The following is a 13,281-nucleotide window of genomic DNA, read 5'->3' as shown; positions in this document are numbered from 1 at the left end:
TCAATTTCCCCTGATCGGAGGACCCGCGTACGGTCCCGCCACCCACCCCAGGGGGGAACCATGACGATCACGTCAGGAGAGAAACATGGATGACGTCAGCAAGTGCCCGTTTTCGGGCGGCTTGAAGGGATTTTCGAACAAGGATTGGTGGCCGAACCAGCTCAACCTCTCCGTCCTGCACCAGCACTCGAACCTGTCCGACCCGCTCGGTGAAGCGTTCGATTATTCCAAGGAATTCAAGAGCCTCGATCTCGACGCGCTGGTCAAGGACCTGACCGCGCTGATGACCGATTCGCAGGACTGGTGGCCCGCCGATTTCGGTCACTACGGTCCGCTGTTCATCCGCATGGCCTGGCACGCCGCCGGCACCTATCGCATCGGCGACGGCCGTGGCGGCGCCGGCACCGGTCAGCAGCGCTTCGCGCCGCTCAACAGCTGGCCTGATAACGCCAACCTCGACAAGGCCCGCCGCCTGTTGTGGCCGATCAAGCAGAAATACGGCCAGAAGATCTCCTGGGCCGACCTGTTCGTGCTGACCGGCAACGTCGCGCTGGAATCGATGGGCTTCAAGACCTTCGGCTTCGGCGGCGGTCGCGCCGACACCTGGGAGCCCGAGCAGGACATCTATTGGGGTCCCGAGGGCAAGTGGCTCGCCGACGAGCGCTACAGCGGTGATCGCGAGCTCGCAGGCTCCCTGGCCGCCGTGCAGATGGGCCTCATCTACGTCAACCCGGAAGGCCCGAACGGCAACCCCGACCCGGTCGCCGCCGCGCGCGACATCCGCGAGACCTTCGCCCGCATGGCGATGAACGACGAGGAGACGGTGGCGCTGATCGCCGGCGGTCACACCTTCGGCAAGACCCATGGCGCGGGTGATGCGTCGCTGGTCGGTGCCGAGCCGGAAGGCGCCGACATCGCGCAGCAGGGTCTCGGCTGGGCCAGCAAGTACGGCTCGGGCAAGGGCGGCGACACCATCACCTCCGGCCTCGAGGTGATCTGGACGTCATCGCCGACCAAATGGAGCAACAACTTCTTCTGGAATCTGTTCGGCTACGAGTGGGAGCTGACCAAGAGCCCCGCCGGCGCGCATCAGTGGACGCCGAAGGGCGGCGCCGGGGCCGGCACCGTGCCGGACGCGCATGACAAGTCCAAGCGCCACGCACCGTCGATGCTGACCACCGACCTCGCGCTGCGCTTCGATCCGGAATACGAAAAGATCTCGCGGCGCTTCCTCGAGAACCCGGATCAGTTCGCCGACGCCTTCGCCCGCGCCTGGTTCAAGCTGACCCATCGCGACATGGGCCCGAAGGTGCGCTACCTCGGCCCGCTGGTGCCGAAGGAGGACCTGATCTGGCAGGATCCGGTGCCGGCACTCGATCATCCGGTCGTGGATGACAAGGACGTCGCAGCGCTCAAGGCGAAGATTCTCGCCGCTGGGCTCTCGGTGTCGCAGCTGGTCTCGACCGCCTGGGCCTCGGCCTCGACCTTCCGCGGCTCGGACAAGCGCGGCGGCGCCAACGGCGCGCGCATTCGCCTGGCTCCGCAGAAGGACTGGGCGGTCAACAACCCGGCCGAACTGTCGAAAGTGCTCTCGACGCTCGAGGGCATCCAGAAGGAGTTCAACGCATCGGCCAGCGGCGGCAAGAAGGTCTCGCTCGCCGACCTGATCGTGCTGGCCGGCAACGCCGGCGTCGAGGCTGCCGCCAAGAAGGCTGGCGTCGAGGTGACGGTGCCGTTCGCACCGGGCCGCACCGATGCTTCGCAGGAGCAGACCGACGTCGAGTCGTTCTCCGTGCTCGAGCCGACCTATGACGGCTTCCGCAACTACCTTGCCGGCAAGCAGTGGCTGTCGGGCGAGGAGCTGCTGGTCGACAAGGCCCAGCTGCTCACCCTGACCGCGCCGGAGATGACCGTGCTGGTCGGTGGCCTGCGCGTGCTCGGCGCCAATGCCAATGGCTCCAAGCATGGCGTGTTCACGGCGCAGCCGGAGACGCTCTCGAACGACTTCTTCGCCAACCTGCTCGACATGGGCGTGGTCTGGCGTCCGGTCGATCAGGGCGAGCACACCTTCGAGGGTCGCGACCGCAAGACCGGCGCGATCAAGTGGACGGCCACCCGCGCCGACCTCATCTTCGGCTCGCACTCGCAGCTGCGCGCGCTGGCCGAGGTCTATGCGAGCTCGGATGCCAAGCAGAAGTTCGTCAAGGACTTCGTCGCCGCCTGGACCAAGGTGATGAACCTCGACCGGTTCGACCTGAAGGCCTGAGGCGACAAGCCGACTGACCGGCATCAAAGAGAAGCGGCGCTTCAGCGATGAAGCGCCGCTTTTTCATTTGGACAGGGGCCTCATGGTTCGAGACGCGCCGCAAGCGGCGCTCCTCACCATGAGGGTCTGACATTTCGCTGCAAACTCAGCCTCGTCCTGAGGAGCCCGCCGCAGGCGGGCGTCTCGAAGGACGCTGGCGAGCGCGCTGCAACTGCAAGCCTCCCTGCTCCAGAGCAGCGCCTCACCGCGCCGCGGCCGAGCCGCCGCCGTCGATCTGGCGGCCCATCAGCGCGATAGCCTTCTGATAGACGCCGGCGGCGTTCCAGGCTTCGATCGCAACGAAGTTCGGCTCGCCCGGCTGATAGCCGGCGCCCGCCTTCCAGCCATTGGCGCGCAGGAAGTTCGCGGTCGAGGCCAGCGCGTTCGCCGCGACGTCGAGATTGCCGACGCCGTAGGCCAGGATGTTCTTCGGCATGAACTGCGTCTGCCCGACCTCGCCATGCATCGAGCCGCGGGTGTTGCCCGAGAGCACGCCGCGATCGATCAGCTTCAGCGCGGCGTAGAGCTGCTCGGTGAAGAACTCCGGCCGACGGCAGTCGTAGGCGAGCGTGGCGATCGACGACAGCATGTGCTGGTTGCCGCGCTGGCTGCCGAACGCGCTTTCCATTCCCCAGATCGCAATCAACGGCCCGGGGGGCACGCCATAGCGCTGCTCGATCGAGGCGAACATCGCCGCCTGCGACTGCTTCAGCTGCCGGCCGCGCGCGACGATCGCAGGCGCTCCGCGCTTGGCCAGGAACTGATCGAGCGACAGCTGGAAACTGCGCTGGCCGCGATCGGCGGCGATCGTGGCGGACGCGTAGTTGGTCTGCATCAGCGCCGCGATCGCGGTGCCGCCGACGCCCTTGGCCCGCGCCTCCTCGCTGAACTCGCGCTTCCAGGTCTCGAAGCCCGCGGGGGAGCTGCCGCACTGCGCCGCCTGCGCACCGCTGCCGAAGGCTGCAAACAGCGCAGCCACGGTGAAGGTGAAGGTAGTCATGGCCCGGCGCTTGGTCATCGATGCTCCTTTGATCGCGTCCCGCACCTGCGGCTTGCACGGCTGCACTGGCGTGAGTTGGGACGCTCGGCGCGGCAATATTGGCCGCTATGGTTGAAACGTCGCCAACCTATCGGAAATGAGAAAAAATCATAGCCGGTCGCGGCGGCCGGCAGGATTGGCCGCCCCGGTCCGCTGGCGCGAGTCGCGCCGCCCGCGACATGCGCCACGGGTTCCTACGCCACGGCTCCCGCAATCGTGATCATCTGCCGCCTTGCTCATCGCAGCCGCCTCCGATGGCAAGCCGATCGAGGGCGCTGAAGAGCGAGCGCGAGATTCAGAGCTATCTTTCGGCGACCTACCAGTTTGCCCGGCACAACAGGCTGGCGTTCAACATGACGGCGATCGACCAATCCGTCCTGAAGGCCAGGGGGGCTTCGACACCGACGACATGCGCGCGCTCTACGCCCTCGGCCATGACAGCGCCCGCTCTGGTCGCTTCTGGGCCCAGACACCTCCCGTTCCCCTGAGGCTTGACGGCCACCGCCGGCGCGATTATAGAACGATACAGTTTCGTTTTTTACGACCTTTTAATCAGGAATGCTCTAGAAGTACGGTCCGAATCTGAGGCACCAGGACGCTCATGAGACGCAGCATTCTCCTTACCCTCATCCTGTTGTCATGGACCTCGCTGGCGCACGCCGTGGCCGGCGCCTCGGCGACCGACACGCCGGAGGCCAGCAGCTCGCAAGCCCCCAGCGATCCGGCCCTCAGCCAGGTGGCCATTGACCGCGAGCTCGAGCGGTTCCGTCGGACGGAGGTGTCGCTGCACCAGGCGCTGCGGATCGCGGAGAAGATTCATCCGGGCTCGAGAACCGCCGACATCAGCTTCGAGGGCGGGCTCGACGCGCCCGTCTACAAGGTCCGCACCCTGCAGAGTGGCCAGATCTGGGAATCCGATATCGACGGCTCGACCGCCAAGGTCTTGAACACCGTCCTGTTCTCGACCGTGCAGGGCCTGAGCGAAAGCGACCGATCGAGCCTGGCTGCGCTCACCACCGTGTCGCTGAAGATGTCGGATGCGATCCGGATCGCGGAACGCTCCGCGGCCGGCAAGGCGATCAGCGGCGGCCTCATCAGCAAGGACGGCAAGCTCGCCTTTATCGTCGTCGTGGTCAGCGGCAAGGACCTGAAGCAGGTCACGCTTGAGCCGACATCGATGCGACGGCGCTGAGGCGCCGACTCATCGTAGCCTCAGACCCAAAGCTGCAGCCTTATGCCTTGGCGTGGAGAGCAAGGAAGATCTTGACCCGCTCGCGGACGAAGCCGGGCATCTCCTTGCGGATGGTCCTTTCCTTCATTCCCATCAGCGCGCGCATCAGCAGCGGCAGCACGATCAGGTCGATGAAGATCTCGGCCGACGCCTCCGGCGCCTTCGAGGGCCCGCGCCTGGCCGGCAGACCGGCCGAGCCGAGCGTGTCGGCAAGCAGCACCTCCACCACCTGGACCGTCCGCTTGCGCGAGACCTCGTGAAATTGGCAGCTGAGATCGGGAAAGCGATAGGCTTCGCCGATCGTGACCCGCAACAATCCGATCGACTCCTTGAAGGCGCGGTCGACGATCGCCATCGCGAGCCCCACCAGTTGCTCCTGAACGGTGCCGACCGGAGGCGTATAGGACGAGCGCAAACTCACCAGTTCGCCGATCGAGCGCTCGACGATGGCGGCAAACAAGGCCGGCTTGCCGGCGTAGCGCGCATAGATGGTCGGCTTGCTGGCCGGCGCGCGCTCGGCGATCTCATCGATGCTGGTGCCGTCGAATCCGCGCTCGAGAAACACCTCGCGCGCCGCGTCCAGGATCCGCTCTTCGATATTGCCGGCCAACGCCTTCGGCGGCCGTCCGACCCGCCCGCGCAGCGCGACCGTACGCGCGGCGTCACTCCGTTTCACCTTGGCCTGCGTGCGGGCCATACTCTACGACCTCGACTCGACATGTCAGCATGTCGTCAAGGGATTACACGTTCTCGGCTGAACGGCAATAGAACGGCTGTTGCGAGGCAGCCATGCGCATCCTGGTGTACATAATTGGCCGTGCAGAACTTTGCTCGACCATCAAAACACCTCAGGGACCAAGCTCGCTGAGATCATCAAGCACCGCTAATGCACCATCAAATACATCATCGTGAAAATAGAGACTGCGGGTAATGAGCACCGGAACGCCGGCGCGCGTCGCCGCCATCAGCCCGTTACCGGAATCCTCGACGGCGACGCAACTCGCGGCGGGCAGATCCAGCTGCGACAACACCTCCAGGTAGACGTCGGGCGCGGGCTTCTTACGCGCGACGTCATCGGCCGCGACGACCGCGGCAAATCTGGCCTCCCACTCCTTGCCGAACACGGGTGCCAGCAGCGCATCGATGTTGACCCGCGTCGTGGTGGTCGCGATGGCGATCCGTTGCTCGCGCGCCCAGGCGGCGTCGAGCAGCGCCCTGATGCCGGGACGCAACGGACAGCCCTTCTCCGACATGATGGCGGCAAACCGCTCCGTCTTGATCCGATGCAGCTTGGCGATCACCGCATCGCTCAGGGGTGGTCCGGAGCGCCGCATCTGATCGAAGGCACGGATGCGCTCCTTGCCGCCGGCGACGCGCAGCAGCTCCTTGTAGATCCGGCGGCCCCAATGCCAGTCGATGCCGCCAGCGACGAAGGCCTCGTTGAAGGCCTCGCGATGGATCTCCTCGGTTTCAGCGAGCGTCCCGTCGACATCGAGAATCAATGCGCCGGCATCGGCAATACGGCGCCTGAGATCTTCCACAGGTGAATTCTTCACCAAGGCGAGGCTCATCGCTGCTACTCCGTCCTTACGTCGCCCTTGCTGTTACTTTTGGCAAACACGCGGCTCGCCAGCACGTCGCTGGCCTCGATCGACATCACGTCCTCGGATGTCAGCACGCGGTCGAGCCGCGACACCAGCCGGTTGGCTTGCCGCAGACGGATCCGATCCAGCGCATTGCGGATCGAGCGCGCGTTCGAGAACAATGGCTGGGTGCGCCGGATCGTGATGTACTTCTCGAACGCTGCACGCGCCTCCGGCGTGAAGCGATAGTTCTGCCCCTCCAGCATCCTCTCGGAGATCGTCAAGAGCTCCCCTTCGGAGTAGTCCGGGAAATCGATGTGATGGGCGATGCGCGAGCGGAAACCGGGATTGCTCTGGAAGAACTTCTCCATGCGATCGGCATAGCCGGCCAGGATCACCACCAGATCCTCGCGCTGCGACTCCATGATCTGCAGCAGGATCTCGATCGACTCCTGGCCGTAGTCGCGCTCGTTCTCGGGCCGGTAGAGATAGTAAGCCTCGTCGATGAAGAGGACACCACCCATCGCCTTCTTCAGCACCTCCTTGGTCTTCGGTGCGGTGTGGCCGATGTACTGGCCGACGAGATCGTCACGGGTGACGCTGATGACGTGGCCGCGCCGGACGAAGCCGAGCCGGTGCAGGATGCCCGCCATGCGCAGCGCGACCGTGGTCTTGCCGGTGCCGGGATTGCCGGTGAACGACATGTGCAGGGTCGGGAACGTGGTCGTCAGACCCATTTTCTGACGGATGCGCTCCATCAGCAGCAGCGAGGCGATCTCGCGGATTCGCGTCTTGACCGGCGCAAGCCCGACCAGTTCGCGGTCGAGCTGCTCCAGCACCGGCGCGATGTCGACGCTCTCGAACTCGCGGCGCAGATCGATCGCTTCGACCGGCGTAGCCTTGTCGGCATCCGCCTGCGTGGCCTGCATCATGGGCTGGTGCTCCGCTTCGCCGAAGTTCGCACATGCTGGCGGCAGGTCCCCCGCGAACTCCGGCAAGCAGGGGACACCGTCGAATCGGACTTGATCAATGCGGCAGAGCCGGCGCCGAAGTCCCGCCGGGACCGGGACTTCAGCGCCGCCGCTCTTATGAGTAGCGCTCCCCTTCGGGGCGCTCGGCGGCGTAGGACCGCGTCGAATACCGCTGATTGCGTCCAACGGTCTCCTGGCGATCGAGCCGGAAGCCGGGCTCGTTCTGCGGCCGGTTGACGATGAACGACAGCCGGATCGACTCCCAGCCATGGGAAGAATCGAACGCCGAGATGCGGATGTAGCGCTCGCCATAGATCTTCCGGCATTCGGAGAGCTCCCGCATGATGCCGGCGGCGTCGCGCAGGTCGAACATCGGCAGGCCCCACATCTCCCAATAGGTGTTGCGGGGATGCGGATCGTCGGTGAACTCGATGTTCACCGCCCAGCCCTTCTCGAGGCAGTACTGGATCTGGGCCGTGATCTGCTCGTCGGTCAGATCGGGCAGGAAGGAAAAGCAGCCTTGAGTCACGCGCATGGTGAAAACTCCTGATGTTGTGCGGCCGGGCGGGCCGGTGTCCGGCCCGCAGCGCGGCTTCGCATCGAACGAGGTTAAGCGGCGGGGGTGACGGTCGGCACGAAGTCCGGCGTATCCGTGGATTCGTAGTTGAAGGTGACGTCCTTCCAGATCTCCAGCGCCTCGCGCAGCGGCGTGCAGGTCTGCGCCGCCTTGGCGAGGATCTCCGGGCCCTCATGCACGTAGTCGCGGCCCTCGTTGCGGGCGAGGATCATCGCCTCCAGCGCGACGCGATTGGCGGTCGCACCGGCGGCGATGCCGCGAGGATGACCGATGGTGCCGCCGCCGAACTGCAGCACGACGTCCTCGCCGAGCAGGTCGAGCAATTGGTGCATCTGGCCGGCATGGATGCCGCCGGACGCCACCGGCATCAGCTTGTTGAGGCTCGCCCAGTGCTGGTCGAAGAACACGCCATGCTCGAGCCGCATCGGATTGAAGTCCTCGCGGCAGATGTCGTAGTAGCCGCGCGTGGTGTTCGGATCGCCTTCGAGCTTGCCGACCACGGTGCCGGCATGGATGTGGTCGACGCCGGCGAGCCGCATCCATTTGGCGATGACGCGGAACGAGACGCCATGCGAGCGTTGCCGCGTGTAGGTCGAGTGTCCCGCGCGATGCAGATGCAGGATCATGTCGTTCCGGCGCGCCCACTTCGCCATCGACTGGATCGCGGTGTAACCGATCACGAGGTCGATCATGATGATGTTGGAGCCGAGCTCCTTGGCGAACTCGGCGCGCTCGTACATGTCCTCCATCGTCGCCGCGGTGACGTTGAGATAGGTGCCCTTGATCTCACCGGTCCCCGCCTGCGCCTTGTTGACGGCTTCCATGCAGTACAGGAAACGCTCGCGCCAATGCATGAAGGGTTGCGAGTTGATGTTCTCGTCGTCCTTGGTGAAGTCGAGGCCGCCCTTGAGCGCCTCGTACACGACGCGGCCGTAGTTGCGGCCGGACAGGCCGAGCTTCGGCTTGACGGTGGCACCCAGCAAAGGTCGGCCGAACTTGTCGAGCCGCTCGCGCTCGACGACGATGCCGGTCGCCGGACCCTGGAACGTCTTCACATAGGCCACCGGCAGCCGCATGTCCTCGAGCCGCAGCGCCTTCAGCGGCTTGAAGCCGAACACGTTGCCGATGATCGACGCCGTCAGGTTGGCGATCGAGCCCGGCTCGAACAGATCGAGGTCATAGGCGATGTAGGCGAAGTAGCTGCCCGGCGAGCCCGGCACCGGCTCGACCCGGTAGCACTTGGCACGATACTTCTCGGCCGCGGTCAGGCGGTCGGTCCACACCACGGTCCAGGTCGCGGTCGAGGATTCGCCGGCCACCGCAGCGCAGGCCTCGGTCGGATCGACGCCGTCCTGCGGCGTCACGCGGAACAGCGCGATGACGTCGGTGTCCTTGGGCTGATAGGACGGCTCCCAGTAGCCCATCTTCTTGTATTCCATGACGCCGGACTTGTAGCGATCCTTGCCGCGCACCGTGATCGACTGGTCGTTCATGTGTTCCTCCTGAATGTTCGTTATGGCCGTGGACGTCAGGCAGCTTCAGTCATTCCCCCAACTCGTGGATCGAGCGCACCGGAGCGGTAGCGCCTGGCCATCTCCGCCAGCGGAATGACCTTGATCCTGGATGCATTGCCGGCGGCGCCGAACTGCTCGAATCGCTCGCGGCACAACTCGCGCATCGAATCCATTGCCGGCTTCAGGAATTTGCGCGGATCGAACTCGACCTTCGACTGCGCGCCGACCTTGCGGAAGATCGCGGTCATCGCCAGCCGGCAGTCGGTGTCGATGTTGACCTTGCGCACCCCGTGGCGGATGCCGCGCACGATCTCCTCGACGGGGACGCCCCAGGTCTGCGGCATCTCGCCACCGAACTGGTTGAACATGTCCTGCAGGCCCTGCGGCACCGAGGACGAGCCGTGCATCACCAGATGCGTGTTGGGCAGGCGGCGATGGATCTCCTCGATGACGTTCATGGCGAGGATCTCGCCATCCGGCTTGCGCGAGAACTTGTAGGCGCCGTGCGAGGTGCCCATCGCGATCGCCAGCGCGTCGACCTTGGTGGCGCGGACGAAATCGACCGCCTGGTCGGGATCGGTCAGCAGCTGCTCGCGACTGACCTTGCCTTCGAGGCCGTGGCCGTCTTCCTGCTCGCCGCCGCCATGCTCGAGTGAGCCGAGCACGCCGAGCTCGCCCTCGACGGACGCACCGACCCAATGCGCCATGTCGGTGACGCGGCGGGTGATGTCGACATTGTACTCGTAGTCGGCGGCGGTCTTGGCGTCGGCCTTGAGCGAGCCGTCCATCATCACCGAGGTGAAGCCGTACTTGATCGCGGTGGCGCAGGTCGCCTCGTCGTTGCCGTGGTCCTGATGCAGGCACAGCGGGATCTGCGGATACATCTCCTCCAGCGCGTCGATCATCTTCGACAGCATGATGTCGCCGGCATAGGAGCGCGCGCCGCGCGAGGCCTGGATGATCACGGGCGCGTCGACGGCGGCGGCCGCCTCCATGATCGCGAGCCCCTGCTCCATGTTGTTGATGTTGAACGCCGGCACGCCGTAGCCGCGCTCGGCGGCATGGTCCAGCAATTGTCTGAGCGTGATCCGCGCCATAATTCGTCTCCGTCCCTGTGTGCTCTGTTCTGTGAATGCCGGGCGTCAGGACGCCCGCGCCCGGATGATGTTGCGCATGGCCGCGTCGGCCACGGCCGCCGGCGTGATGCCGAATTCGCGGTACAGCACATCGGCCGGCGCCGAGGCGCCGAAGCTGTGCATGCCGACGAACTCGCCGGCATCGCCGAGCCAGCGCGCCCACTCGCCCTCGATCGCGGCTTCGACCCCGATGCGCGGAGCGTTGCCGAGCACCTCGGCGCGATAATCCGCGGTCTGCTTGCGGAACAGCTCGAAGCACGGTGCCGACACGACCGCGGCCTGCACGCCCTCCGCGGCCAGCAGCTTGGCCGCCTCCAGCGCAATCGCCACCTCCGAGCCGGTCGCAATCAAGGTGACGTCGCGGCCGGCTTCGGGCTCGACCACCACGTAAGCGCCGAGCGCAACCTTGTTGTGGTCGGACGCTTCGGTGCGGAAGGCCGGCAGCGCCTGGCGCGACAGGCACAGCACCGACGGCGAGGTCTCGGCGCGCAACGCGCAGTCCCAGGCTTCAGCCGTCTCGACCGCATCGGCGGGACGGAACACGAGCAGGTTCGGAATGGCGCGCAGGCTCGGGACATGCTCGACAGGCTGATGCGTCGGGCCGTCCTCGCCGAGGCCGATGGAGTCGTGCGTCATCACATGGATGACGCGAATGCCCATCAGCGCGGCGAGACGAATCGCCGGGCGATTGTAGTCGGCGAATGCCAGGAAGGTGCCGCCATAGGGAATGAAGCCGCCATGCAGCGCGACGCCGTTCATGGCTGCGGCCATCGCATGCTCGCGCACGCCGTAATGGACGTAGTTGCCGTCCATGCTGGCCGGCGTCACGGACTTGTGCGTCTTCGCCTTGGTCAGGTTGGAATGGGTCAGATCGGCCGAGCCGCCGAGCAGGTTGGGCAGCACCGTCGCGATGACGTCGATGACGTTCTGCGAAGCCTGGCGGGTCGCGATCTTCGGACGCTCGGCGGTGAGCTGCGCGATGAACTGCGCCATCCGCTCGGTGTAGGCGGCCGGCAGCTTCTTGTTGAGTGCGTCGTGACAGGGCGAGCGGTCCGACGTGCAGAGCTTGCGCGCCCGCTCCTTCCACGCCTGGCGCGCGCTGCGGCCACGTGCGCCGATCTCGCGCCAGCTGACCAGCACATCGGCAGGCACTTCGAACGGCCGGTGCGGCCAATGCAGCGCGGCGCGGGTCTTCTCGACCTCCTCAGGGCCGAGCGGCGCGCCATGTGCCTTCTCCGAGCCCTGCCGTCCGGGCGAGCCGAAGCCGATCGTGGTGCGGCACGCGATCATGCTGGGACGGTCGCTCTGCCGTGCGGCGGCGATCGCCGCTTCGATGGCCTGGGGATCATGGCCGTCGATGCGAGTCGTCGCCCAGCCCGAGGCCGCAAACCGCGCGAGCTGGTCATCGGAGCAGGCCAGCCCGGTCGAGCCGTCGATCGAGATGCCATTGTCATCAAAGAGGACGATCAGCCGGTTGAGCCCGAGATGGCCGGCGAGGGAGATCGCCTCGTGGCTGATGCCCTCCATCAGGCAGCCGTCGCCGGCGATCACATAGGTGTAGTGATCGACGAGATCATCGCCGTAGCGCGCGTGCATAAGGCGTTCGGCGAGCGCCATGCCGACCGCTGTCGCGATGCCCTGCCCGAGCGGACCGGTCGTGGTCTCGACACCAGGCGTATGGCCATACTCGGGATGGCCTGGCGTCTTGGCGCCCCACTGCCGGAACTTCTTCAGTTCGTCGACAGTGACGGCCTCGTAGCCGGTGAGATGCAGCAGCGCATAGAGCAGCATCGAGCCATGGCCGGCCGACAGCACGAAGCGGTCGCGGTCGGGCCAGGCCGGATCGGTGGGATCGAACTTCATGAAGCGGGAAAACAGCACGGTCGCGACGTCGGCCATGCCCATCGGCATGCCGGGATGACCCGACTTCGCCTTTTCGACGGCGTCGATCGCAAGGAAACGGATGGCGTTCGCCATCTCGGCATGGCTGGGATCGGCCTTGAGATCGGTCTTGGTGGCCAGCGTCTGCACGGCGGTGGCGGTCATAGCGTGCGCCTCTTTCGGTCCATCAGTTGCATGATCATGGGGGTGAGGATGAGCTGCATGGCGAGATCGAGCTTCGAGCCATGGATCACGATCGAATTGGCGCGCGACATGAAGCTGCCCTGGATCATCGACAGCAGATAGGGGAAGTCGATGCCGCGCGGGTTCTTCAGGCGGATCACGACCATCGATTCGTCGGGCGTCGGGATCCAGCGCGCGATGAACGGGTTCGACGTGTCGACCGTCGGCACGCGCTGGAAGTTGATGTCGGTCTCCGAGAACTGCGGGATGATGTAGTTCACATAGTCCGGCATGCGCCGCAGGATGGTGTCCGTGACCGCCTCGGTCGTGTAGCCGCGCGAGGCGCGGTCGCGGTGCAGCTTCTGGATCCATTCGAGATTCATCACCGGCACGACGCCGATCTTCAGGTCGGCATGCTGCGCGATGTTGACCTTCTCGGTGACGACGGCGCCATGCAGGCCTTCGTAGAACAACAGGTCGGAATCTTCCGGCAGCCGGCTCCATTCGGTGAAATTGCCGGGCCTCGTGTCGTAGAGCCGCGCCTCCTCCTCGTCGTGAACGTAGTGGCGCGTGGTCCCGGTGCCGGTTTCGGAATAGTCTCGAAACGTCTTCTCGAGCTCTTCGAACAGATTCGTCTCGGGGCTGAAATGGCTGAAATGCTTGTTGCCGCGCTCGGCCTCCTCGACCATCTTGCGGCGCATCTCCTCGCGGTTGTAGCGATGGAACGCATCGCCCTCGATATAGGCCGCCTTGACGTTCTCTCGGCGGAAGATGTTCTCGAAGGTCTTCTTGACCGACGTGGTGCCGGCGCCCGACGAGCCCGTGATCGAGATGATGGGATGACGACGTGACATGACTTTT

11 protein-coding genes are annotated in these 13,281 nt (G+C 65.4%); 2 read left to right on the top strand and 9 right to left on the bottom strand.

Translation table 11 applies throughout. From position 1 onward, the window contains the following. Positions 1–85: 85 nt before the first annotated feature. On the top strand, positions 86–2,266 hold the full coding sequence (gene katG, locus HL666_RS00910) for a catalase/peroxidase HPI (protein WP_172179422.1): 2,181 nt from the start codon (positions 86–88) through the stop codon (positions 2,264–2,266). 241 nt (positions 2,267–2,507) lie between these two features. Here katG and HL666_RS00905 read toward each other — a convergent pair whose 3' ends face one another. After that, positions 2,508–3,323, bottom strand: a complete 816-nt coding sequence (locus tag HL666_RS00905; protein ID WP_172131564.1) for a lytic murein transglycosylase — start codon at positions 3,321–3,323, stop codon at positions 2,508–2,510. Positions 3,324–3,945: 622 nt separating this feature from the next. Here HL666_RS00905 and HL666_RS00900 point away from each other — a divergent pair. Continuing rightward, on the top strand, positions 3,946–4,536 hold the full coding sequence (locus HL666_RS00900) for a PepSY domain-containing protein (RefSeq protein WP_172114306.1): 591 nt from the start codon (positions 3,946–3,948) through the stop codon (positions 4,534–4,536). A 40-nt stretch (positions 4,537–4,576) separates the two neighbouring features. Here the strand turns inward: HL666_RS00900 and HL666_RS00895 are convergent, their stop codons facing one another. The 8 genes from HL666_RS00895 to HL666_RS00860 form a co-directional block, all read right to left on the bottom strand. After that, entirely contained in the window at positions 4,577–5,272 is a 696-nt protein-coding gene (locus tag HL666_RS00895; RefSeq protein ID WP_172114305.1) for a TetR/AcrR family transcriptional regulator, read from the bottom strand. A 151-nt stretch (positions 5,273–5,423) separates the two neighbouring features. Further along, the gene (locus tag HL666_RS00890; protein WP_172114304.1) at positions 5,424–6,146 is read right to left on the bottom strand and encodes an HAD-IA family hydrolase; all 723 of its coding nucleotides are present in this window, start codon (positions 6,144–6,146) and stop codon (positions 5,424–5,426) included. A 5-nt stretch (positions 6,147–6,151) separates the two neighbouring features. Next, positions 6,152–7,087: a CbbX protein gene (cbbX, locus tag HL666_RS00885; RefSeq protein ID WP_172114323.1), complete on the bottom strand. Its 936-nt coding sequence runs from the start codon at positions 7,085–7,087 to the stop codon at positions 6,152–6,154. Between the two features lie 157 nt (positions 7,088–7,244). After that, the gene (locus tag HL666_RS00880) at positions 7,245–7,664 is read right to left on the bottom strand and encodes a ribulose bisphosphate carboxylase small subunit (RefSeq protein ID WP_172114303.1); all 420 of its coding nucleotides are present in this window, start codon (positions 7,662–7,664) and stop codon (positions 7,245–7,247) included. A 74-nt stretch (positions 7,665–7,738) separates the two neighbouring features. Further along, positions 7,739–9,199: a form I ribulose bisphosphate carboxylase large subunit gene (locus HL666_RS00875; RefSeq protein WP_172114302.1), complete on the bottom strand. Its 1,461-nt coding sequence runs from the start codon at positions 9,197–9,199 to the stop codon at positions 7,739–7,741. 35 nt (positions 9,200–9,234) lie between these two features. After that, a complete protein-coding gene (fba, locus tag HL666_RS00870; RefSeq protein ID WP_172114301.1) occupies positions 9,235–10,317 on the bottom strand; it encodes a class II fructose-bisphosphate aldolase in 1,083 nt (360 codons plus the stop codon). Positions 10,318–10,362: 45 nt separating this feature from the next. After that, entirely contained in the window at positions 10,363–12,402 is a 2,040-nt protein-coding gene (tkt, locus tag HL666_RS00865; RefSeq protein ID WP_172179420.1) for a transketolase, read from the bottom strand. Beyond that, positions 12,399–13,274 carry a phosphoribulokinase gene (locus HL666_RS00860; RefSeq protein WP_172131560.1) on the bottom strand — a complete coding sequence of 292 codons (876 nt, stop codon included), beginning with the start codon at positions 13,272–13,274 and terminating at the stop codon, positions 12,399–12,401. Before HL666_RS00860 ends, tkt begins: the two co-directional genes overlap by 4 nt. Between the last annotated feature and the right edge of the window lie 7 nt (positions 13,275–13,281).

Source organism: Bradyrhizobium aeschynomenes (assembly GCF_013178945.1).
GTDB classification, from domain to species: Bacteria; Pseudomonadota; Alphaproteobacteria; order Rhizobiales; family Xanthobacteraceae; genus Bradyrhizobium; species Bradyrhizobium aeschynomenes.
Note: the sequence above shows the minus strand (reverse complement) of the source record. Positions and strands in the feature narration are given on the sequence as shown.